Annotated in this window: 18 protein-coding genes; 12 read left to right on the top strand and 6 right to left on the bottom strand. The window is 47.9% G+C overall.

The annotated features are described in order from the left end of the window. Positions 1-100: 100 nt before the first annotated feature. From mraY to ftsZ, 8 genes are all read left to right on the top strand, one after another. Entirely contained in the window at positions 101-1,420 is a 1,320-nt protein-coding gene (mraY, locus tag BLU98_RS08225; RefSeq protein ID WP_092723554.1) for a phospho-N-acetylmuramoyl-pentapeptide-transferase, read from the top strand. A gap of 10 nt (positions 1,421-1,430) precedes the next feature. After that, on the top strand, positions 1,431-2,768 hold the full coding sequence (gene murD / locus BLU98_RS08220; protein ID WP_257574823.1) for a UDP-N-acetylmuramoyl-L-alanine--D-glutamate ligase: 1,338 nt from the start codon (positions 1,431-1,433) through the stop codon (positions 2,766-2,768). A 113-nt stretch (positions 2,769-2,881) separates the two neighbouring features. Beyond that, entirely contained in the window at positions 2,882-4,204 is a 1,323-nt protein-coding gene (locus BLU98_RS08215) for an FtsW/RodA/SpoVE family cell cycle protein (RefSeq protein WP_257574822.1), read from the top strand. After that, positions 4,201-5,289, top strand: coding sequence for an undecaprenyldiphospho-muramoylpentapeptide beta-N-acetylglucosaminyltransferase (gene murG, locus BLU98_RS08210; protein ID WP_092723552.1), 1,089 nt, complete (start codon positions 4,201-4,203; stop codon positions 5,287-5,289). The genes BLU98_RS08215 and murG overlap by 4 nt, the downstream gene beginning before the upstream one ends. Next, positions 5,286-6,641 carry a UDP-N-acetylmuramate--L-alanine ligase gene (murC, locus tag BLU98_RS08205; RefSeq protein ID WP_257574821.1) on the top strand — a complete coding sequence of 452 codons (1,356 nt, stop codon included), beginning with the start codon at positions 5,286-5,288 and terminating at the stop codon, positions 6,639-6,641. The genes murG and murC overlap by 4 nt, the downstream gene beginning before the upstream one ends. Before the next feature lie 2 nt (positions 6,642-6,643). Next, positions 6,644-7,645 carry a cell division protein FtsQ/DivIB gene (locus tag BLU98_RS08200; protein WP_092723551.1) on the top strand — a complete coding sequence of 334 codons (1,002 nt, stop codon included), beginning with the start codon at positions 6,644-6,646 and terminating at the stop codon, positions 7,643-7,645. Beyond that, positions 7,642-9,009 carry a cell division protein FtsA gene (ftsA, locus tag BLU98_RS08195; protein WP_092723550.1) on the top strand — a complete coding sequence of 456 codons (1,368 nt, stop codon included), beginning with the start codon at positions 7,642-7,644 and terminating at the stop codon, positions 9,007-9,009. Before BLU98_RS08200 ends, ftsA begins: the two co-directional genes overlap by 4 nt. Before the next feature lie 54 nt (positions 9,010-9,063). Next, positions 9,064-10,935: a cell division protein FtsZ gene (ftsZ, locus tag BLU98_RS08190; RefSeq protein WP_092723549.1), complete on the top strand. Its 1,872-nt coding sequence runs from the start codon at positions 9,064-9,066 to the stop codon at positions 10,933-10,935. Positions 10,936-11,013: 78 nt separating this feature from the next. Here the strand turns inward: ftsZ and BLU98_RS08185 are convergent, their stop codons facing one another. The 3 genes from BLU98_RS08185 to BLU98_RS08175 all read right to left on the bottom strand — a co-directional run bounded on the left by BLU98_RS08185 (position 11,014) and on the right by BLU98_RS08175 (position 15,291). Beyond that, positions 11,014-11,844, bottom strand: coding sequence for an ABC transporter permease (locus BLU98_RS08185; RefSeq protein WP_092723548.1), 831 nt, complete (start codon positions 11,842-11,844; stop codon positions 11,014-11,016). A 10-nt stretch (positions 11,845-11,854) separates the two neighbouring features. Further along, positions 11,855-12,748 (bottom strand): ABC transporter ATP-binding protein, encoded by an 894-nt coding sequence (locus tag BLU98_RS08180; protein ID WP_092723547.1) that lies wholly within the window; start codon positions 12,746-12,748, stop codon positions 11,855-11,857. A gap of 167 nt (positions 12,749-12,915) precedes the next feature. Beyond that, positions 12,916-15,291: a 3-hydroxyacyl-CoA dehydrogenase/enoyl-CoA hydratase family protein gene (locus BLU98_RS08175; protein WP_092723546.1), complete on the bottom strand. Its 2,376-nt coding sequence runs from the start codon at positions 15,289-15,291 to the stop codon at positions 12,916-12,918. A gap of 366 nt (positions 15,292-15,657) precedes the next feature. Between BLU98_RS08175 and gatC the strand changes: the two genes are divergently transcribed. The 3 genes from gatC to BLU98_RS08160 all read left to right on the top strand — a co-directional run bounded on the left by gatC (position 15,658) and on the right by BLU98_RS08160 (position 17,354). After that, positions 15,658-15,948, top strand: coding sequence for an Asp-tRNA(Asn)/Glu-tRNA(Gln) amidotransferase subunit GatC (gene gatC / locus BLU98_RS08170; protein WP_092723545.1), 291 nt, complete (start codon positions 15,658-15,660; stop codon positions 15,946-15,948). A gap of 4 nt (positions 15,949-15,952) precedes the next feature. Then, on the top strand, positions 15,953-16,660 hold the full coding sequence (locus BLU98_RS08165) for an ABC transporter ATP-binding protein (RefSeq protein WP_092723544.1): 708 nt from the start codon (positions 15,953-15,955) through the stop codon (positions 16,658-16,660). Between the two features lie 130 nt (positions 16,661-16,790). Continuing rightward, positions 16,791-17,354 (top strand): cob(I)yrinic acid a,c-diamide adenosyltransferase, encoded by a 564-nt coding sequence (locus tag BLU98_RS08160; RefSeq protein WP_257574820.1) that lies wholly within the window; start codon positions 16,791-16,793, stop codon positions 17,352-17,354. 103 nt (positions 17,355-17,457) lie between these two features. Here BLU98_RS08160 and BLU98_RS08155 read toward each other — a convergent pair whose 3' ends face one another. Then, positions 17,458-18,108, bottom strand: a complete 651-nt coding sequence (locus BLU98_RS08155; protein WP_092723543.1) for an ABC transporter ATP-binding protein — start codon at positions 18,106-18,108, stop codon at positions 17,458-17,460. A 119-nt stretch (positions 18,109-18,227) separates the two neighbouring features. On the opposite strand from BLU98_RS08155, the gene BLU98_RS08150 reads away from it, so the two are divergent. Then, positions 18,228-18,449: a DUF2795 domain-containing protein gene (locus BLU98_RS08150; RefSeq protein ID WP_026767946.1), complete on the top strand. Its 222-nt coding sequence runs from the start codon at positions 18,228-18,230 to the stop codon at positions 18,447-18,449. A gap of 54 nt (positions 18,450-18,503) precedes the next feature. Here the strand turns inward: BLU98_RS08150 and BLU98_RS08145 are convergent, their stop codons facing one another. Both BLU98_RS08145 and recN read right to left on the bottom strand, forming a co-directional pair. Further along, a complete protein-coding gene (locus tag BLU98_RS08145) occupies positions 18,504-19,322 on the bottom strand; it encodes an enoyl-ACP reductase FabI (RefSeq protein ID WP_092723542.1) in 819 nt (272 codons plus the stop codon). A gap of 137 nt (positions 19,323-19,459) precedes the next feature. Further along, positions 19,460-21,115, bottom strand: a complete 1,656-nt coding sequence (gene recN / locus BLU98_RS08140) for a DNA repair protein RecN (RefSeq protein WP_092723541.1) — start codon at positions 21,113-21,115, stop codon at positions 19,460-19,462. Between the last annotated feature and the right edge of the window lie 55 nt (positions 21,116-21,170).

The following is a 21,170-nucleotide window of genomic DNA, read 5'->3' as shown; positions in this document are numbered from 1 at the left end:
GAAGGACCTGCTGAGCGTTCGGACAGATCCCTCGGCTGCGCCCTTCGACTCGCTTCGCTCGCTCAGGATGACGACCTCGGGATGACGTAAAGAATTTTTTATGCTGTACCAATTATTCACCTGGCTGAAACAAGAATTCAACGTTCCCGGAGCGGGGATGTTCCAGTTCCTTACTTTCAGGATTGCGATGGCCATTTTGTTGTCGCTGTTGATTGCTACGGTATATGGTAAACGGCTTATTCTATTCCTGCAGCGCAAACAGATTGGCGAGAGTGTGCGCGACCTGGGGCTGGAAGGGCAGACACAGAAAAAAGGAACACCCACCATGGGAGGCATCATCATATTGCTGAGCATCCTGGTGCCTACGCTTTTGTTCGCCAACCTCGATAAAGTGTACATACGCCTGATGGTATTGTGTACGGTATGGCTGGGTGTGATCGGGTTCCTGGATGATCACTTCAAAATACGTGCACGTAAAGCGGCACTGGCCAAGGGTGAGAGCTATAAAAAGAAAGACAGCGACGGGCTGGCCGGTGTTTCCAAGATCATAGGACAGATCGGTCTGGGTATTATCATCAGCACTACCCTTTACTTCAGCAATGCAGTTACGGTTGAGCGGGAAGTGATCGGAAACGTGTTTGTGAAAGACAGCGTGCTGCACAGGGGAGAACATTTTGCCAAAGACTCCAATATTGTAGTGAAGAAGATAGATGGGGTGGAAAGAAAATTCGTTAGGGTGAAAACACCCATCACTACCATTCCTTTTGTAAAGAACCACGAGTTCAATTACAGCAGGTTGCTCACCTGGATGGGCGAAGGTGCCGAGAAATACACATGGATCATTTATACCATCATCATCACGCTGATCATTACGGCAGTGAGTAATGGCGCCAACCTTACAGATGGACTCGACGGACTGGCAGCGGGCACCAGCGCCATCATTGGTGCGGGCATCGGGTTGTTCGTGTATTTGAGTGGTAACTATAAGTTCGCCGATTACCTCAATATCATGTACATACCCAACCTGGGTGAGCTGTCCATATTCGTGGGTGCTTTTGTAGGTGCATGCATCGGGTTCCTCTGGTACAACGCCTATCCCGCGCAGGTGTTCATGGGTGATACGGGCAGCCTGGCATTGGGTGGTATCATCGCATCATTGGCGGTGATCGTGCGGAAAGAATGGCTGATACCCATTTTCTGCGGTGTGTTCCTGGTAGAGAACCTGAGTGTGATCATACAGGTCTCTTATTTCAAGTACACAAAGAAAAAATACGGTGAAGGCAGGCGGGTGTTCCTGATGAGTCCGCTCCACCACCATTACCAGAAAAAAGGGTTTCATGAAAATAAGATCGTGCTGCGGTTTTGGATTGTAACGGTATTGCTGATGGTGGCTTCGATTGTGACATTGAAAATCAGGTAAAAAAATGAACATGCACAGACTGGTTATACTAGGCGGAGGAGAAAGCGGTGTGGGGGCTGCCTTGCTGGGCAGGCAAAAAGGATATGACGTGTTTGTGAGTGATGGAGGAGCCATCAAAGACAAATACAAACAAGAGCTCATTGAAAACAATATAGCATTTGAAGAAGGGCAGCATACCGTGGAACAGGTACTGAACGCCAGTGAAGTGATGAAGAGTCCGGGTATTCCAGAAAAGAACGATCTGGTAAAGCAGATCAGGGTCAAAGGAATACCGGTGATCAGCGAGATAGAACTGGCGTACCGTTTCAAAGGCGATAGCAAGATCATTGCCATCACCGGCAGCAATGGAAAGAGCACCACTACAGCGCTTACTTACCATATCTGCAAAACAGCAGGTCTCGATTGCGCCATGGTAGGCAATATCGGCTACTCTTTTGCCAAACAAGTAGCGGAAGATCCTAAACAATGGTATGTGGCCGAGATCAGCTCTTTTCAACTGGACGATATCAAAGATTTCCGGCCCGATGTAAGCGTGTTGTTGAATATCACGGAAGATCATCTCGACAGGTATGAATACCAGTTTGAGAATTACATCAGGAGCAAGTTCAGGATCATCCAGAACCAGACCATGAACGATTATTTCATTTACTGTGAAGACGATGAAGTGATCATGAACCATTTGGCATTACTAACCATCCATACTAACCCATTACCATTCTCTATGAAACACGAAGTAAAAAAAGGCGGCTACATCAAAGGCGACCAGATGATGCTAAGAATACAGGACGAACGCGTAAGCATGAGCATTTATGACTTTGCGTTAAAAGGTAAACACAATCACTACAATACTATGGCAGCAGGTATTGCCGCAACCACCATTGGTATCCGAAAAGAAAAGATACGCGAAGCCGTGAAGGATTTCCATAGCCTGGAACACCGGATGGAATTCGTGGCCATGGTAAGGGGCGTTGAATTCATCAATGACAGCAAGGCAACCAATGTGAACAGCACCTGGTATGCACTGGAAAGTATGAACAAACCCACTGTACTGATATTGGGTGGTACGGACAAGGGAAATGATTATGCTTTGCTGAACGACCTGGTAAAGGATCATGTAAAGGCGATCGTATGTATGGGTGTTGACAACAAGAAGATCATAGCCGCTTTTAAAGATATTGTTCCGGTGATCATTGAAACCGACAGCGCCAAGAAAGCGGTGAACGCTTCTTTCAAACTGGCTGCCAAAGGTGATGTGGTGTTGCTGAGTCCGGCTTGCGCCAGCTTCGACCTGTTTAAAAATTACGAAGACAGGGGCAAACAATTTAAAGATGCGGTGAAAGAACTATAAACGTCATCCCGAGCGTAGCCGAGGGATCTGACCGAATGCTCAGCAGGTCCTTCGACTCGCTTCGCTCGCTCAGGATGACGTTCTTCGCTCGCTCAGGATGACAAAAAAAATATATGATGTTCGAAACAAAAGATAAACTATTCTCTCAAATGCCTTCGGTGGAAGGCATGCGCAACCAGCTCGTGTACCGCACGAGAGGGGATAAGTTTATCTGGGGTATAGTGGTGCTGTTATCACTGGCTTCTATACTGGTGGTATACAGCGCTACGGGATCGCTGGCTTATAAGATGTATAAGGGGAATACCAGCATTTACCTGTTCAAGCAGGTTTCATTTACCATGATAGGTGTGTTGCTGATCTATTTCCTGCATCGCATCAACTATACTTTGTTCTCGCGTGTGGCTACGATCCTGTTCCTGCTTTCTATTCCATTGCTGATCTATACATTGTTTTTCGGAGCGAAGATCAACGATGGTAGCCGGTGGATCAAACTGCCCATCATCAACCTTACTATACAGACCAGTGACCTGGCCAAGCTGGCATTGTTTATGTATATATCCAGGATGCTGAGTAAAAAGCAGGAAATGATCAAGGATTTCAAAAAAGGATTCCTTCCGGTGGTAATACCCGTGCTCATCATCTGCGCGCTGATCATGCCGGCGAATCTTTCCAATGCCTTGCTCACCGGCGCCACTTCTTTACTGCTCATGTTCATTGGCAGGGTAAGCATCCGGCACATCCTGCTAACCATCGGCGTAGCGTTGATTCCTGTGGCGTTGATTGTATTGGTAGCGGTTGTTACCTACGATGGAAAACAAAAAGAAGACAATAAAAAAACAACGGCGGCAGAGAAAGTAAAATCATTCGGACGATTTGGTACCTGGGTAAAACGCGTGCAGGACTTTGTGTATGCCAAAGACACCGAAACCCCATACCAGGTGCAGCAAGCCAAGATCGCTATTGCCAATGGCAGTGTGCTGGTAGGATTGGGACCTGGTAATAGTCGCCAACGGAATTTCTTACCGCAGGCTTATAACGACTTCATCTATTCCATCATCATAGAAGAATATGGCTTATTGGGTGGGGCGTTCATGATATTCATATACCTGGTATTCCTGTTCAGGTGTATCAGGATATTCAGGCGTTGCCCGTATGCGTTTGGCGCTTTCCTGGCATTGGGACTGAGCTTTACCCTTGTGATACAAGCGGTGGCCAATATGGCTGTGAACGTGAACATCGTACCGGTAACCGGCGTAACGTTACCGCTGGTGAGTATGGGTGGTAGCTCGTTCTTGTTCACCTGCGCGGCCATTGGTATCATTTTAAGTGTGGCGAGGAATGTGGAACAACAGGAAGGAAAAGTGCAGGAGCCAGCGGTGGATCATTTGGCGCCGGTAGAGGAAGGGATCGTTGACCAACAAGAAGTAAAAAAATGAAACGAATCATCATAGCCGGTGGCGGTACCGGCGGACATATTTTCCCTGCCATTGCCATTGCCAATGCATTGAAGCAGCAAGCGCCCGACACGGAAATATTGTTCATAGGTGCGCAGGGTAAGATGGAGATGGAGAAAGTGCCGCAGGCGGGATATGCTATACAGGGACTGGATATAGCAGGATTCAACAGGAGCTCTTTGATCAAAAATATCAGTCTTCCTTATAAACTGGTAAAGAGTTTTTACCAGGTACGGAAGATCGTGAATGCTTTTCAACCCGATGCAGCAGTGGGTGTAGGTGGTTATTCCAGTTTCCCGGTATTGCGTTATGCGCAGTCGAAAGGAATACCCACATTCATTCATGAGAGCAATTCCTTTGCAGGCAAAAGCAATATCCTGTTGGGAAAGAACGCTACGGAAATATTTGTGGCATCGGCGGGAATGGAAAAGTTTTTTCCGGCAGATAAGTTATTGGTAACAGGTAACCCGGTAAGAAAAGCCATTATTCAATCTGCTATGGCGCGCGATGAAGCCATCCGCTTTTTCGGACTCGATCCGAACAAGACCACCGTGCTGGTGGTGGGCGGTAGCCTGGGTGCCCGCAGCATCAATGAAGTAGTGGCTTCGCATGTTACCGATCTATTGTCATTGGATTTGCAAATGATCTGGCAAACCGGTAAGAACGGCGCGGATGGATACAAGGAGAGAGGCAAACCATTTCCCAATATTTGGGTAGATGCATTCATTACGGAGATGGACAAAGCTTATGCTGCGGCCGACCTGGTAGTATCTAGGGCCGGGGCTATGTCGGTAGCCGAATTGTGTGTGGCAGGTAAACCGGTAATATTCGTGCCTTACCCGCATGCAGCGGAAGATCACCAGACAGTAAATGCGAAATACCTGGTGAATAAAGAGGCTGCTATGCTGGTGAAAGATGAAGAAGTGCGGGTGAAACTGTTCTCCACCATCGTTCAACTGGCGAAAGACAAACAGAAACAACATGAACTGCACGAGCGCATTAGCCAGTTAGCTGTTACCAATGCAGATGAAGTGATCGCAACCGAAATTTTAAAACATTTGAAGTGAACCCACTGGCAACCATACAAAAAATATATTTCATAGGCATCGGCGGCATTGGCATGAGTGCGCTGGCCCGTTATTTCCATGCAAAAGGAGTGGAAGTGAGTGGGTACGACAAAACATCTACGCCACTGACACGTGCCCTGGAAGACAGCGGGATAAAGATTCATTACGAAGAGCGGGTTGAACTGGCGCCCAAAGATGCCGATGTAGTGGTATATACGCCAGCCATTCCTGCACAGCATGCAGAGCTGGTGTATTACAAAGAACATGGTTATACGGTAGTGAAGCGAAGCGATGTATTGCAGTGGATCACGGAAAGCTCTTTCAATATCTGCGTAGGAGGCACACACGGTAAAACAACCGTTACCACCATGATTGCACACTTGCTGCGCCACTCTGGTTATGGGTGCAATGCATTCCTGGGAGGCATATCGGCTAATTACCAAACCAATTTCTGGAGTAATGAGCGGAATGTAGTAGTGGTAGAAGCCGATGAGTACGACCGCAGTTTTTTGAAACTGGTACCCGATATAGCGGTGATCACAGCGATGGATCCCGATCACCTCGATATCTATGGTACGGCGGAAGAAGTGGAGAAAGCCTTTATCCAGTTCTCACAGAAAGTAAAACCGGGAGGATGCCTGGTAACCAAATACGGATTGAAGCGGGGTGCCGACCTGAAAGCGGCGCGCCATTTTGAATACAGCGTGGACAATACTGCAGCCGGTGTACATGCAGCTGATATCAAAGTAGAACAAGGCAGTTACCGCTTTGATGTGGTAGCGGAAAACTGGAAGCTGAACGATGTGGTATTGCATGTAGGCGGATTGCACAATATTGAAAATGTATTGGCGGCGATTACGGTAGCGAAATACTTACAAATAGGCGATGAGCAGATCAAAGCGGCAGTGGCCGACTTCAAGGGCGTACACCGGCGCTTTGAGTATGTACTGAAAAATACAGCCCATACACTGATCGACGACTATGCGCACCACCCGGAAGAACTGAGAGCGCTGATCAGCGGTGTAAGGAGTTTGTTTGGAAAAGAGCAGCTGGTGTTGGTGTTCCAGCCTCACCTGTTCAGCAGAACGAAAGACCTGGCCGATGCATTTGCTGAGAGCCTTGATATGGCAGATGAAGTGATCCTACTGCCCATTTACCCGGCAAGAGAATTACCGATGGAAGGGGTGAGCAGTGAATTGATATTGAACAAAATGAAATTGAAGCATAAACAGGTACTTGATAAGGAAGTGATGAAAGGATGGATGAAAGAGCACAAGCCCGGACTGGTAGTGATGGCGGGTGCAGGAGATATTGATGCACAGGTGCAGGCAGTAAAAGAATTGCTTTTATAAGCATGATGGAAAACAAAGCGAACTGGAAAAAGCGATTGGAGCAGGTTTTGTGGCTGCTCGCTGGCATCGGCGCCGTAGTGCTGATGGGTGCCGCTATGCGGAAAAAAGACCAGAAGCTTTGTACGGATATCAGGATCGAGATCATGGGAACAGAACAGCAGATGTTCATCGATGAAAAAGACATTGCCGGCCTCTTGAAAAAGAACGGTGAAGTGATAGGGGAACCGGTTGCCATGCTGAACCTGCGTTACATGGAAACACTGATTGAAAAAGATCCCTGGGTAAAGAATGCAGAAATGTTCTTTGATAACAAACAGGTGCTGGATGTTCGCATAGAAGAAAGAGAGCCGGTAGCGCGTGTTTTTACGAAGCAGGGCAGCTCGTTCTATGTAGACAGGGAAGGACTTCGATTGCCGCTCAGTGAAAAGCTATCGGCCCGTGTACCGGTATTCACCAATTTTCCTTCGGAGAAAGTGAACCTCTCGAAACCCGACAGTGCCCTCCTGAAAAACATAGTGAGCCTGGGCCGTTATGTACTGGCAGATTCTTTCTGGATGGCGCAAACAGCACAGATAGACATCACACCCGAAGCAAATTTTGAGCTGGTGCCGGTCATCGGTAACCATACAGTGGCGCTGGGCAATGCTTCGGAGCTGGACAGCAAATTCAACAGGTTGTATACGTTTTACCGGCAAGCCTGGTTGCAGAATGGCATGCAAACCTATTCCCACCTCGATGTGCAATACCACAACGAGGTAGTGGCCACCAGGAGAAATTATACGAAGCCTGTTGCGAAGGATTCGCTGACTGTAACAACTGCTCCGGTAACACATGCAACCCCTGCGGCAGCGCCCGTAAATGTTAAACCCGTAGCAAAAAAGAACAGCACAACAAAATCTGTTGGGGCTGCAAGCAATAAAAGAAGTAATAATTCGTTAACGAATGAGCGAAAGGCAAAGGCTGTTATGAAAAAGCAAACAACAACTAAAACACATACGCTATGAATCACAATGAACCACCCATCATTGTTGGTCTCGACATCGGAACTACCAAAATCGCAGCTATTGCCGGTCGCAAGAACGAACACGGCAAGCTGGAGATATTGGGTTTCGGCCGCGCCAACAGCAATGGTGTGCAGCACGGGCAGGTATTGAACATCGACCAGACCATCAAAGCCATTCAGCAGGCTTTGTTGAACTGTTACGAGAGCAACCCGGAATTGGAGATCAATGAAGTGTACGTGGGTATTGCCGGGCATCATATCAAGAGCCTGCAAACCCGCGGCGACATTGTTCGCCAGGATCCTGAAACCGAGATACAACGCTGGGAAATAGACCAGTTGCTCAACAACCAGCGCAAGACATTTATTCCCGCAGGTGACCAGATCATCGACGTGATACCGCAGGATTTCCATGTAGACAATATCCAGAACATCAAAGATCCGGTTGGATATAATGGTGTGAAAGTGGGAGCGAATTTCCACATCATCACCGGCGACCGAAATGCCATCCGCAACATCAACCGAGCTGTTGAAAGAAGCAGCCTGGTAACCAAAGACCTGGTATTGCAACCACTGGCCTCTGCAAGTGCTGTGATGAGTGATATAGATATGGAAGCCGGCGTGGCCATCCTGGACATCGGCGGTGGTACAAGCGACCTGGCGGTATTCTATGAAGGCATATTGAAACACACAGCAGTGATACCTTTCGGCGGAGAGAACATTACCAATGATATCCGAATGGGACTGGGTGTACTCAAGAGCCAGGCCGAAGCCATGAAAGTACAGTTTGGTAGTGCATTGGCCGATGAAGCGAAGAGCAACGCTTTCATCACCATACCCGGTTTGAAAGGCATGCCTGCCAAAGAGATCAGTGTGAAGAACCTGGCGGCCATCATACAGGCGCGCATGAGCGAGATACTGGATTTCGTTACTTACCATATCAAGCAAGTGGGTCTCGACAGCCGCGCGCTGAACGGCGGTATCATTTTAACCGGTGGTGGTTCGCAGCTTAAGCACCTGATACAATTAACAGAATATACAACAGGCCTGAATGCGCGCATCGGGTTGCCCAATGAGCACCTGGCGCCCAATCATATAGAGGAACTGAAGAAGCCGATGTATGCTACCTGCCTGGGATTGATATTGAAAGGCTACAGCGATTACGATCATAAATACAAAGAGTTTGCAGAGAAATTCAAGAAAGTGGAAGTGCCCAAATCGCTGACGGTAATACAGGCAGAACAACCGGAAGTGCCGGTGATGAATGTACGCGCAGAAGCCGGCGAAAGAAAGCCGAAATTCTGGGACAAGTTCAAGAACAACCTGATAGAACTTTTCAAAGAAGAAGAAGATCAAGTCATCCGATAACTTCAACTCATATCCTATGTACCACTAACATCTACCTAACCCAAATAATACGCTATGATTCATTTTGATCTTCCCAAACAAAAATCCTCCATCATCAAGGTCCTCGGTGTAGGGGGTGGGGGAAGCAACGCGGTTAACTTCATGTTCGAGCAGCACATCGAAGGCGTTGATTTTATTATATGCAACACCGATGCGAAAGCCATTGAACAGAGTGAAGTGCCGAACAAGATCCAACTGGGACCACATCTTACACAGGGTTTAGGTGCAGGCGCCAATCCCGAAATTGGTAAGAGAGCTACGGAAGAGTCGCTCGAAGAAATCAAACGCATACTGGAAGTGAATACCAAGATGGCATTCATTACAGTAGGCATGGGCGGCGGTACCGGTACCGGTGGCGCACCCATCGTTGCACAGATCTGTAAAGACCTGGGCATCCTTACCGTGGGTATTGTAACCACTCCTTTTGGCTTTGAAGGTCCGCGCAGGCAACTGCAGGCCGAAGAAGGCATCCGCCAGTTGAAACCTTATGTAGATACTTTGCTGGTGATCAGCAACGACAAGCTGCGCATGCAATACGGTAACCTGAAAATGAAAGAAGCTTTCTGCAAGGCCGATAATGTATTGGCCACTGCAGCTAAGTGTATCACCGATATCATCAACAGCAAAGGACATATCATTGTTGACTTTGCCGACGTATGCACTGTGATGAAGAGCGGGGGCGTAGCCATATTGGGTAAGGCCGAAGTAGAAGGCGAGGACAGGGCCGAGCGCGCCATCGAAGAAGCGCTGGCTTCTCCTTTATTGAATGATAACGATATCAGGGGAGCCAAATGGATCCTCATCAATATCAATAGTGCCGAAGGTGATCATGAATGCACGATGGATGAACTGGAAACCATCAATAATTACCTGCGTTTGCAGGCAGGACCCGATACCGATGTGATAGTGGGTATGGGATACGATCAATCGCTCGACAGGAAAATAGGCATCACTTTGATCGCTACCGGTTTTGAACACAAAGATCCTTTTGCCAAACCCATAGCCGTTAAAAAAGCGGAGCCGCAACCTGAAAAGATCATGATGACATTGGGCGAAGATGCAGAAGCGCCCAAAGCAGCGCCACAGCCGGTACAACAGGTGTTGCTGCTGGAAGAAGTAGATCCTTTCGCTCCGCAGATGCAGGAAGTGCCAATGCAGGAACCTGTGCTGAATATTTTCCCAACAGTTGTTGAAACCGTACAGCCGGTTACACCTGTTCGGGAAGAAGAAAAGGAAACGATGGTATTGCAGTTCGAACTGAATCCTGAAATAACCGACGAGGTAAAAGTACCCGACACTGTTCAGGAAGAAGTACATGTTCCGCGGAAAGTGATCGCAGATGAGATGCTGCAATTCAAAGTAACGGAACATCCGGCCCAACCTGCCGCTGCTGCTACTGCACCGGCTGCTGTGTCATACCTCAGCAAGCCATCTAATATTTATGCATCGGAAGAGCCGGTAGCCCAGGCGCCTGCGCCAAAGCCACAGCCTCAACCACAGCCGCAGGTACAACAGCAGCCTCAACCTGTACAGGAAGAGCTGCCAATGGAAATGCAGTTGGTAGAGCGTGAAGAGAAAAAAGCGCCACAATCCCAGCCCCAGCCAGTTATTGACGATGTGCTGGATGATGTGGAAGAGCAGAAAAGAAGGGCAGCAGAAAGGATACATAAGCTGCGCAATCTTTCTTACAACATGAACAGTGCAGCAGATACCAACAATGAATTTGATACGGTTCCGGCTTACGTACGCCGTAATATGGAACTGTTTGGTAATACACTTACTTCGGTAGAAAACTTTTACAGCAAGTACACGGTAAGTAAGGACGAGAACAACCAAGCACAGATATCAACCATCAATACTTTTTTGGATGGAAAGAAGCCTGACTAAAGATGGTTTAAGAATTTTTGTTTAGCCTGGTGATTTTAGTTGTTTGCCCCCGATTGCTGAAAGTCGGGGGTTTTTTATTTACAGGTCGCGCTTTTTCTGCACGGTATAACAGATGTACCAGATGATGGCCGTTAGCGCGATGGTGAGTATGATCTGTGTGGGAACATCGCTCAATGCGTTATCATAACCTTGTTTGGCATCTTTGCCCCAGTGTCCTACAAATGCAGGCGGGATGATCATACCGTCCGATATCTTGAAAGGAAGCAGCCGCGCTACGATATCGAGGTGCAGCTTGTATTTGAAATAACTGGCGGCAATGTTCTCGATTACCAGGTAATAAAAAACAAAAATTCCCAACGCGATAAAAGCTCTTTTGATTAAGAAGCCTAATAGAAAAGCGATCGACAACTGGGCGAACGATTGCAGCAGGAAAAGCGGTATGTATTGCAGTTGCTCGCTCCACCGGTAGTAGTACATTTTATCCGATGCGAAGCCAAAAGCGCAGGCTACCAGTGTATACACGATTGTTACAATTATCGATACGGTGAGTACCCCCATCATTTTTGCGGTGATGAATTGCTGGCGGCTCCATCCGTCGATAACGTTCTGGCGATGAGTACGGAACTGGTATTCGTTGGCAATGAGCATGATCACCAGTATGGAAGGCAGCATCACAAAGTAAGAAGAAAAATAAGCCACGGTATGCCAGGATTCAGGGAAAGCATACGGATTGCCCAGCAACATTTTGGCAAGCATATTGGTCATTTCTTTGCCGGAAGTGATGGTATCATACAGGGTGTACATCATCAGGTTGATACCGGGATAAGTGAGCATAACGATCGCCAGCATCCACCAGAATGCACGGTATCTCTTCAGCTTCAGCCATTCAATTTTCAGTAAAGCGAACATAGTGTTGGTCTTATTCGTTTGTTAATTCAAAGAATTTGGCTTCCAGGCTTTTCTTCTTCAGCACCAGCAGGTTGAGCGCAACGCCTTTTTCAAAACAGAAGCGGTTGATGTCTTCAAGCTTCGCCGTTCCTACGGGGAAATACAATTGTATATTCTTTCCATCCTGTTTAATAGAAGTGTAGCCCGGAAAATGTTCCAGCGCTGCACGCAGTTGGTCGGGTTGCGAAGAAGATACTTCTGCAATGTCTTCATTCGCGAGTACTTCATCTACCTGTCCGGCTGTAAGGAGGGTGCCTTTTTTGAGGATAGCTACATGGGTACATACTTTCTCCACTTCATCGAGCAGGTGGCTGGCCATGATAATGGTCTTGCCCTGTTTTGCCAGGTTTTTGATGAGTTCGCGTATCTCTGCAATGCCAACGGGATCGAGCCCGTTGGTAGGTTCATCGAAGACCAACACTTGCGGACTACCCAATAAAGCAGCGCCGATGGCGAGCCGTTGTTTCATACCCAGACTATAAGTGCTGAACTTGCTTTTCTTACGCGCGGTGAGTCCCACTATGTCAATCACTTTATCGATATCAGCCGGTACCCCCCTGCCACTGATGGCCTGTGTAATTTGCAGGTTGTCTACCGCCGATAAATAATGATAGAGATTGGGTGTTTCAAGCAATGCACCGATCTGTTTCCGTGTTTCGGGAGAGCCCGGTTGTCCGAACCAACTGAAACTGCCGGCATCCTGCCGGAGAATATCGAGTATGATGCTGAGCAATGTGGTTTTGCCGCTGCCATTGGGACCAAGGATACCAAACACCGATCCCTGCGGCACATTGAATGATACCTCGTTAAGCGCTTTGATGGGGCCATAAGATTTACTGATGGCCTGTAGCGAGAGCACTGACATGAGCAGTTATTTGTCTAAAGATAGGGAAATGACTAATATGATCGTCATCCCGAGCAACGTCACCCTGAGCGAGCGAAGCGAGTCGAAGGGGCTGCCGAGGGATCTGCCCGAATGTTCAGCAGGTCCTTCGACTCGCTTCGCTCGCTCAGGATGACGAAAAAGGGTAATTAATTTCTAATGGGCTTGCCGGTTTTCAGTACACTTTGTATTCGCTCCAATGTTTTCTTCTCTCCGCAAAGGCTCAGGAAAGCTTCACGTTCCAGGTCGAGCAGGTATTGTTCGCTCACCAGTGATTGTTCACTGAGGTCGCCGCCACACATCACATAAGCGAGTTTCTTAGCTACCACCACATCGTGATCGGTAGCATAGTTGCCACGCCACATGCCATTGATACCTGCATACAAAGCGCCTAATACCGAACGGCCCAATACCTTGATGTCTTTGCGTTGTACCGGTGTAATATAACCTTGTTCGTATGCTTCGATCACTGATTTCCTGGCTTCGTTGATACGGCGGCTGGTATTCATCACTACCTCATCGTGTCCCTTTCGCAAAATACCCATCTCAAAAGCTTCGAATGCCGAAGTAGCTACTTTGGCAGTGGCTACATTGAAGAAGCGGTTCTTGAGTGTGATGGTTTCGGGCTCATCTTCATGCATCTCATCAGCGGCACGCAGCGCAAATTCTTTGGTGCCGCCACCGCCGGGGATCAGGCCTACGCCCAGCTCTACCAGCCCGATATAGGTTTCTGCTGCCGCACATACTTTATCGGCATGCAGGTTCATTTCACAACCGCCGCCCAGCGTCAATCCGTGTGGAGCGGTAACCACCGGCACAGCAGAATAACGTACCCGCATCATGCTGTTCTGGAACAAACGTATGGCCATATCCAGCTCATCGTATTCCTGTTCAATGGCCAGCATGAAGATCATGCCTACATTAGCGCCCGCGCTGAAATTGGCGCTCTCATTGGCAATGACGAGACCTTTGAATTTTTCTTCTGCAATACCAATGGCTTTGTTGAGTCCTTCGAGCACTTCACCGCCGATGCTGTTCATCTTACTGCTCCATTCAAAACCGGCAACGCCATCACCAATATCGTACAAACGGCAGGCGCTGTTTTTCCATACCAGTTGATCGCGGTGATTATTCAATATGAGGAAGGCTTCACCACCGGGTAAGGGTTGGTAAGTTTTACTGTTCACATCATAATACAAGCGTTTGCCATTCTCCACTTTATAAAAACTGGTGGCGCCGCCTGCCAGCATCTCTTCTATCCATGGGGCCGGTTGATGACCAGCCGCTTTCATGGCCGCCACTGTTTTGGCTACTCCCAAAACATCCCAACTTTCAAATGCGCCGACCTCCCAACCGAAGCCGGCTTTCATTGCATCGTCGAGACGATAGAGTTCATCGCTGATCTCGGGGATGCGGAAAGAAATATAAGAGAAGAGGGAATAATGAAAGGCACGGTAGAATTCACCGGCTTTATCGGGAGCCGCTACGAGCATGGCCAGCCGTTGTTTGAGATCATCTATGGGCTTGGCTGCATCGAGACTTGCAAACCTGGGCCTAGCCCTGGGGCCGTATTCCATGGTATGGAGGTTCAGGGTAAGGATCTCTTTGCTCCCGGCAGATTGCACTTTTTTAAAGAAGCCTTGCCCGGTCTTATCACCCAGCCAGTTATTGGTTACCATGGTATCGAGCCAGGCGGGAATATTGAAAACGGCGCGCGCCTCATCAGCCGGACAATTCTCTGCAACACCCCTGGCCACTTTTACCAGGGTATCGATGCCTACCACGTCGGCCGTGCGGAAAGTGGCCGACTTGGGACGGCCGATGAGCGGACCGGTAAGCGCATCGATCTCATCAATGCCTAGTTGCATCTGGTCCATGATATGAAAAATGCTCATGATGCCGAACACACCAATGCGGTTGGCAATGAAGGCAGGCGTGTCTTTACACAATACGGTTGTTTTCCCCAGGAACAGATCGCCATAGTGAAGCAGGAAATCCACCACGTCCCGGCTGGTATGTGGCGTAGGTATGATCTCCAGCAGCCACAGGTAGCGGGGCGGGTTGAAAAAATGGCTGCCGCAGAAATGTTTTTTAAAATCCTCACTCCGGCCTTCAGCCATGAGATGGATAGGAATACCGGAAGTATTGGAAGTGATAAGGGTACCGGGTTTGCGGAACTGCTCTACTTTTTCATAGAGTTGCTGCTTGATGTCGAGCCTTTCCACCACCACTTCAATGATCCAATCGCAATGGGCAATTTCTTTCAGGTTGTCTTCGAAATTACCCGTGGTAATACGCTTCACCACCTCTTTGGTGAAAACAGGAGAGGGGTTGCTTTTAATGGCGGCCTGCAAAGCATCGTTCACCAGTTTGTTGCGTTCGGCAGGTTTGGTACTTGTTTCAGCGCCTTTGGCCAGCATATCGAGCAGCAATACCTGAACGCCAATACCTGCAAAATGACAGGCAATGCGTGAACCCATCACACCACTGCCCAGGACGGCCACTTTTTTAATGGATCGGATCATAGCTATACTTTGTATAAAATTAGTTAGTTATGCAACTATTTCAATCGAAGATAGCAAAAAAATATCCAACACCGGATGCAGGGAAACGGATGTTGGATATTAGCCATTCGGGACGAAGCGGGTATTCGATAAGCTATCTTTCCGAGGTGGCGGCACCTTTGTATGCCATGTATAGGCATACGAGATAAACAACTAGCAATACGTAAACTAACATAATCAGGGGGGGATTAGTTGCGACAATATACACTTAAAAGCGCGATTTGTTGCCATGCCGGGCGAAGCATTTATTAACCCAATGTTAATATCGGCTTGCCGTTTAACAAGAAACCGGGGAGAAATGGCTGGCTTTCAATTATTTTTGTTCACATGGACATCACCCCTGAAATGATCAACAACCTGGCCCATTTATCAAGGCTGGAATTCAGCGAAGCGGAAAAGCGATCTATTGGCGCCGATTTACAGAAGATAGTGGCGTTTGTAGAAAAGCTCCAGGAACTGGATACCCATGGTGTAATGCCATTGCTTCACATCAGCGATGCAGCCAATGTGTTAAGGAATGATGAACTGGGCGGATCGGTAACACGTGGCGAAGCGCTGATGAATGCGCCGGTGAAAGACGAAGCATTCTTTAAAGTGCCGAAGGTCATCAAAAAATAATCGTATGAGCAACCCGATCATCCAGTTAGAATCGATTGAAAAAAGCTATTTCATGGGCAACCAGGCGATACAGGCGTTGAAAGGCGTATCGCTTGAGATATCCAAAAATGAATACGTGGCCCTGATGGGTCCTTCGGGCAGCGGCAAGAGTACATTGATGAATATTTTGGGCTGTCTCGATTCTCCAACCGGTGGCAGGTATATTTTGAACGGGCTCGACGTGAGCAAGATGCCGGACGACAGCCTGGCCAGTGTGCGCAATACGGAAATAGGATTTGTGTTCCAGCAGTTTAATCTCCTGCCCAGGCTCACTGCGGCTGAAAACGTGGCGCTGCCATTGATCTATGCAGGGATAGGCCGGAAGGAAAGAACGGAAAGGGCTATGGAAGCGCTGAAGAAAGTGGGATTGGAAACGAGGAGCCATCACAAGTCGAATGAGCTGAGTGGCGGACAGATACAGCGTGTGGCTATTGCCCGTGCCCTGGTAAACAACCCTTCCTTGTTACTGGCCGATGAGCCTACCGGCAACCTCGATACCAGAACCTCTGCTGAAGTAATGGAAATATTCTCCAAAATACAGGAAGCAGGAAACACGGTGGTGCTGGTAACACACGAAGAAGACATCGCTGCTTACGCGCATAGGATCGTACGCATGAGAGACGGCGTCATTGAAAGTGATAAGTTGAAAGAAACAATGATGATTCATCATTAATGAACGTCATCCTGAGCGAGCGAAGCGAGTCGAAGGACCTGCTGAACATTCGTGCAGATCCCTCGGCTACGCTCGGGATGACGACCGAAACGCGCTCGGGATGACGGCAGCTTTAAAATCAGAATTTTTTATGGCCATAAAAATATATACGAAGACTGGCGATCTTGGTAAGACTTCACTGATTGGCGGAACCAAGGTTCCCAAAAGTCATATCCGCATAGAAGCTTATGGTACGGTGGATGAGTTGAACTCATACATCGGTGTTGTAAGCGACCTGATCACTGATGCGCGTTCCAAAGCAACATTGAAAGAGATACAGGACCGTTTGTTTACCGTGGGTGCCTCACTGGCCTGCGACCCCGATAGGGAGCCATTGATGAAAGTGCCTGATCTGAAAGAAACAGATATCGATTTTCTCGAACGGGAAATTGACAGGATGAATGAAGCATTGCCTGCTATGAAATTCTTCATATTACCTGGCGGCCATCCGGCCATTTCACATGCACATGTGGCGCGTTGTATTTGTCGCCGCGCAGAACGTTGTTGTGTGCACATGCAGGAGCAGGCAATGTTCATAGAAGCATTGGTGATTAAATACCTGAACCGGTTGAGCGATTATTTGTTTATGTTATCGCGCTACTTAGGGCACCTGTTAGGCGTAGCGGAAATACCCTGGAAGCCGAGAACCACCTGAACGTCATCCTGAGCGAGCGAAGCGAGTCGAAGGACCTGCTCAACATTCGTGTAGATCCCTCGGCTGCGCTCGGGATGACGATCGAGAGTACTCGGGATGACGTTCAGATAATTCTTCCGTCCTTCATGTGCAACACCCTGTCGCTCATGGCAGCGAGTTCTTCATTATGGGTAACGATCAGGAATGTTTGCTGGAACTCCTTTTGCAGTTGAACGAATAGCTCGTGAAGCGCTGCGGCATTGGTACTGTCGAGATTACCGGTGGGTTCATCAGCAAACACAATATCGGGTTGATTGATGAGTGCCCTGGCTACGGCAACGCGTTGCTGTTCGCCCCCCGATAATTGCTGGGGTTTATTGTACAGCCGGTCTTCAAGACCCAACCGGGTTAAAAGGGTTATAGCCCTTTCTGCTATCTCTTTTTTACGGGTTCCGGCTACCCAGCCGGGAATGGAAACATTTTCAAGGGCGGTGAATTCGGGCAGGAGATGATGGAACTGGAAAACGAACCCGATGTGCTGATTGCGAAAGGCAGCCAGTTTTTTGCCTTTGAGGAGGCCGATCTGCTGGTTGTTCAGCGTGATGGTGCCGCTATCGGCATTGTCGAGCGTACCCAGGATATGCAGCAAAGTGCTTTTTCCAGCCCCCGAAGAGCCCACAATGCTTACGATCTCACCTTTTGAAACGGTGATATCCACGCCTTTCAATACTTGTAGACTGTCGTATCGTTTAGTGATCTGTTCTGCTTTCAGCATCTGGATGGTAGGTATTAGCCCTGCAAACGTACAACAGGGGGGATATATTGGGTAATTTTTGGACTGGGGTTTGGTGATATCATTTATACGGCTACATTTGCAAAAAATTAGAGGTAAATATGTTCTGGACATTAGAATTAGCAAGTTACCTGGAAGAAGCTCCCTGGCCCGCCACCAAGGATGAACTGATCGATTATTCCATCCGGAGCGGGGCGCCTATTGAAGTGGTAGAGAATCTTCAGGAACTCGAAGACGAGGGAGAAGTGTACGAGAGCATTGAAGATATCTGGCCCGATTATCCCAGCCAGGAAGATTTTATGTTCAACGAAGACGAGTACTAAGATCCCTTAAAATAGTTAGTGAGCCATTCATTTATGTGAATGGCTTTTTTGTTTTTATCCTGTGATACCTAATTTCTGCATTACTTCCATACTCACACCAGTATTCGAATACCCGCCGTCGTGGAACAGGTTCTGCATGGTTACCATGCGCGTGAGATCGGAGAAAAGGGTGATGCAATAATTGGCGCAATCTTCGGCAGTGGCATTGCCCAACGGAGCAATGGCATTCGCATAATCATAAAAATCACCGAAGCCTTTGATACCAGTACCTGCGGTAGTTTTGGTGGGTGATTGCGAAACCGTATTGATGCGAACTTTTTTTGACAGACCATACTGATAACCAAAGCTGCGTGCAATGGATTCCAGCATGGCTTTGATATCGGCCATATCGGTATAAAAAGGGAACACGCGCTGTGCGGCCATATAAGTGAGCGCTACCACGCTGCCCCATTCGTTGATGGCATCGAGTTTCCAGGCAACGGACAGCATCTTGTGTAAAGACATGGCCGATACATCGATCCCTTTCTGGAAATATTCGTAATTGGATTCAACATAAGGAACGTTCTTACGCACGTTGACACTCATGCCAATGGAGTGCAATACAAAATCTATTTTGCCGCCCAATACTTCCTGCGATTTGGTAAACAGGTTGGTAAGGTCTTCAACGCTGGTTGCATCGGCCGGGATGATCTCGGAACCGGTTTTCTCTGCCAGTTTTTTGATCTCGCCCATGCGCATGGCGATGGGTGCATTGGTTAATACAAAACTGGCGCCTTCTTCGTGTGCTTTCTCTGCTACTTTCCAGGCAATGGAATTTTCATCCAGAGCGCCGGTAATGATTCCTCGTTTTCCTTTTAGTAAATTGTAAGCCATAGCTATTGTTATAGGTTGGGTGTAAAAATAGGGAATATATGTTTTATTGTTCGTCATCCCGAGCGTAGCCGAGGGATCTGCCCGAATGCTCAGCAGCTCCTTCGACTCGCTTCGCTCGCTCAGGATGACGATTATTATTAATCAGCAATCAACTCTTTTGCGTTCTCCAATGCAGCCGCTGTGGGCTTTTCGCCGCTGAGCATCTGGGCAATGGTGGTAATGCGTTCATCCTGGTTGAGCAGCCTGATATTGGTCTTGACCTGGTTGTTGACTACTTCTTTGTACACAAAGAAATGTGCATGGGCCTTGCCTGCGATCTGTGGCTGGTGCGTGATACAGATGATCTGCCGGCTCGCTGCCAATTCCTTCATGATAAGTCCTACCTGTTTGGCAGCTTCACCTGAAATGCCCGTATCTATTTCATCGAAGATCAGGGTAGGCAGGTTGATCGATTGTGCAACCAATGATTTGATGCAAAGCATGAGCCTGCTCAATTCGCCGCCACTGGCCACTTTGCGAACAGGCTCGAAGCGGTTGCTTTTGTTGGCATCGAAAAGGAATTCCACCTGGTCCTTTCCAAACGGCTGCAATGCCGTATCGTTGATTTGTACTTTGAGTCGCGCGTTGGGCATACCTACCTGTTTGAGCAAGTGGTTTACTTTTTCCTCGAGGGGTTTTACTTGCTGGTGTCTTGCTTTGGAAATGGTGACAGCCAACTGGCTGGCCGACTCATATAAACGGGATTGCGCTGTTTCTTTGGCGGCGATGGCATCATCAATGTCCAGCACAGCCTGTAATTTATTTTCGAGCGCTGTTTGTAATTGCAGCAATTCGGCCGTGGTTTGCACCCCGTGTTTTTTCAACAATTTATATCCTTCGGCTAAGCGGTTATTGATCCACTCGATTCTTTTTTCATCGAAATGAACGCCACTGTTCAGGTGAACGGTTTCTGCTGCAATATCCTGTAACTCTACCTGGCTGCTCTGCAAACGTGCAATGAGTGCAGCAATATCGGCGTGATATGATGTGTACGATTGTAGCTGCTGGATGAGTTGTTTCAAAACAGTGGTCACGGGTTGCTCGCTTTCTTTCAATTCATAACAAACCCTGTCCAGCGCCACTTTAATGCCTTCTGAATTGCTTAATAATTTCAACTCGTGGTCCAGCTCTTCCAATTCATTTTCGCGGAGACCGGCTTCATTCAGTTCATCGAAAAGAAATTGGTGGTAATCGGCTTCTTTGGTGAAGGCTGTTTTTTGATCCTGCAATGCGGTGAGTTCTTTACTCACTGCATGCCATTGCCGGAAGAGGGATTGGTAATTGTCGAGCAACTGGTTATTGCCTGCAAGTGCATCCAGAACTTCGCGTTGAAAATCGGTGTCGCCCAACTCGAGTGTATCAAATTGCTGGTGGAGGTCAACCAACAGGGAAGCCAGTGTTTTCAACTGTTGCAGGGTAGCCGGTGTATCGTTGATGAAAGCGCGGGATTTGCCGTTGGCAGCGATTTCCCTGCGAAGGATCAGTTCTTCTTCTGCATCGAGTTCCTGCTCTTGCAAAAAAGCCAGTACTTGCTTGCGGTCTTCCACTGCAAAATAACCTTCAATAAAGCATTTTTTTTCTTTATTCACCAGCACGTTGCTGTCTGCCCTTTCACCCAGTATCAGGCTGAGTGCTCCCATCAATATACTCTTTCCTGCACCGGTTTCACCGGTGATCATATTCAACTGCGATGAAAAATCAATTTCAATCTCGTCGATGATCGCGTAATTCTGTATGATGAGTTTCTTTAACACAGGAATGATGAAAAAACAAAAATCAAAATTTAAAATTAAAAAGTCAAAAGTAAAA

This window comes from Hydrobacter penzbergensis (assembly GCF_900106985.1).
Classification (GTDB): domain Bacteria; phylum Bacteroidota; class Bacteroidia; order Chitinophagales; family Chitinophagaceae; genus Sediminibacterium; species Sediminibacterium magnilacihabitans.
The sequence above is the reverse complement of the archived record's forward strand: the minus strand, read 5'-3'. Positions and strand labels throughout refer to the sequence as shown.

What these genes read in the sequence shown, in the direction of transcription:
- murG (WP_092723552.1), top strand. Translation starts at nt 4,201, where the DNA reads ATGAAACGAATCATCATAGCCGGTGGCGGTACCGGCGGACATATTTTC.
- BLU98_RS08215 (WP_257574822.1), top strand. Translation starts at nt 2,882, where the DNA reads ATGATGTTCGAAACAAAAGATAAACTATTCTCTCAAATGCCTTCGGTG.
- ftsZ (WP_092723549.1), top strand. Translation starts at nt 9,064, where the DNA reads ATGATTCATTTTGATCTTCCCAAACAAAAATCCTCCATCATCAAGGTC.
- BLU98_RS08145 (WP_092723542.1), bottom strand. Translation starts at nt 19,322, where the DNA reads ATGGCTTACAATTTACTAAAAGGAAAACGAGGAATCATTACCGGCGCT.
- BLU98_RS08200 (WP_092723551.1), top strand. Translation starts at nt 6,644, where the DNA reads ATGATGGAAAACAAAGCGAACTGGAAAAAGCGATTGGAGCAGGTTTTG.
- BLU98_RS08150 (WP_026767946.1), top strand. Translation starts at nt 18,228, where the DNA reads ATGTTCTGGACATTAGAATTAGCAAGTTACCTGGAAGAAGCTCCCTGG.
- BLU98_RS08175 (WP_092723546.1), bottom strand. Translation starts at nt 15,291, where the DNA reads ATGATCCGATCCATTAAAAAAGTGGCCGTCCTGGGCAGTGGTGTGATG.
- ftsA (WP_092723550.1), top strand. Translation starts at nt 7,642, where the DNA reads ATGAATCACAATGAACCACCCATCATTGTTGGTCTCGACATCGGAACT.
- murD (WP_257574823.1), top strand. Translation starts at nt 1,431, where the DNA reads ATGCACAGACTGGTTATACTAGGCGGAGGAGAAAGCGGTGTGGGGGCT.
- BLU98_RS08180 (WP_092723547.1), bottom strand. Translation starts at nt 12,748, where the DNA reads ATGTCAGTGCTCTCGCTACAGGCCATCAGTAAATCTTATGGCCCCATC.
- gatC (WP_092723545.1), top strand. Translation starts at nt 15,658, where the DNA reads ATGGACATCACCCCTGAAATGATCAACAACCTGGCCCATTTATCAAGG.
- BLU98_RS08185 (WP_092723548.1), bottom strand. Translation starts at nt 11,844, where the DNA reads ATGTTCGCTTTACTGAAAATTGAATGGCTGAAGCTGAAGAGATACCGT.
- BLU98_RS08165 (WP_092723544.1), top strand. Translation starts at nt 15,953, where the DNA reads ATGAGCAACCCGATCATCCAGTTAGAATCGATTGAAAAAAGCTATTTC.
- BLU98_RS08155 (WP_092723543.1), bottom strand. Translation starts at nt 18,108, where the DNA reads ATGCTGAAAGCAGAACAGATCACTAAACGATACGACAGTCTACAAGTA.
- BLU98_RS08160 (WP_257574820.1), top strand. Translation starts at nt 16,791, where the DNA reads ATGGCCATAAAAATATATACGAAGACTGGCGATCTTGGTAAGACTTCA.
- mraY (WP_092723554.1), top strand. Translation starts at nt 101, where the DNA reads ATGCTGTACCAATTATTCACCTGGCTGAAACAAGAATTCAACGTTCCC.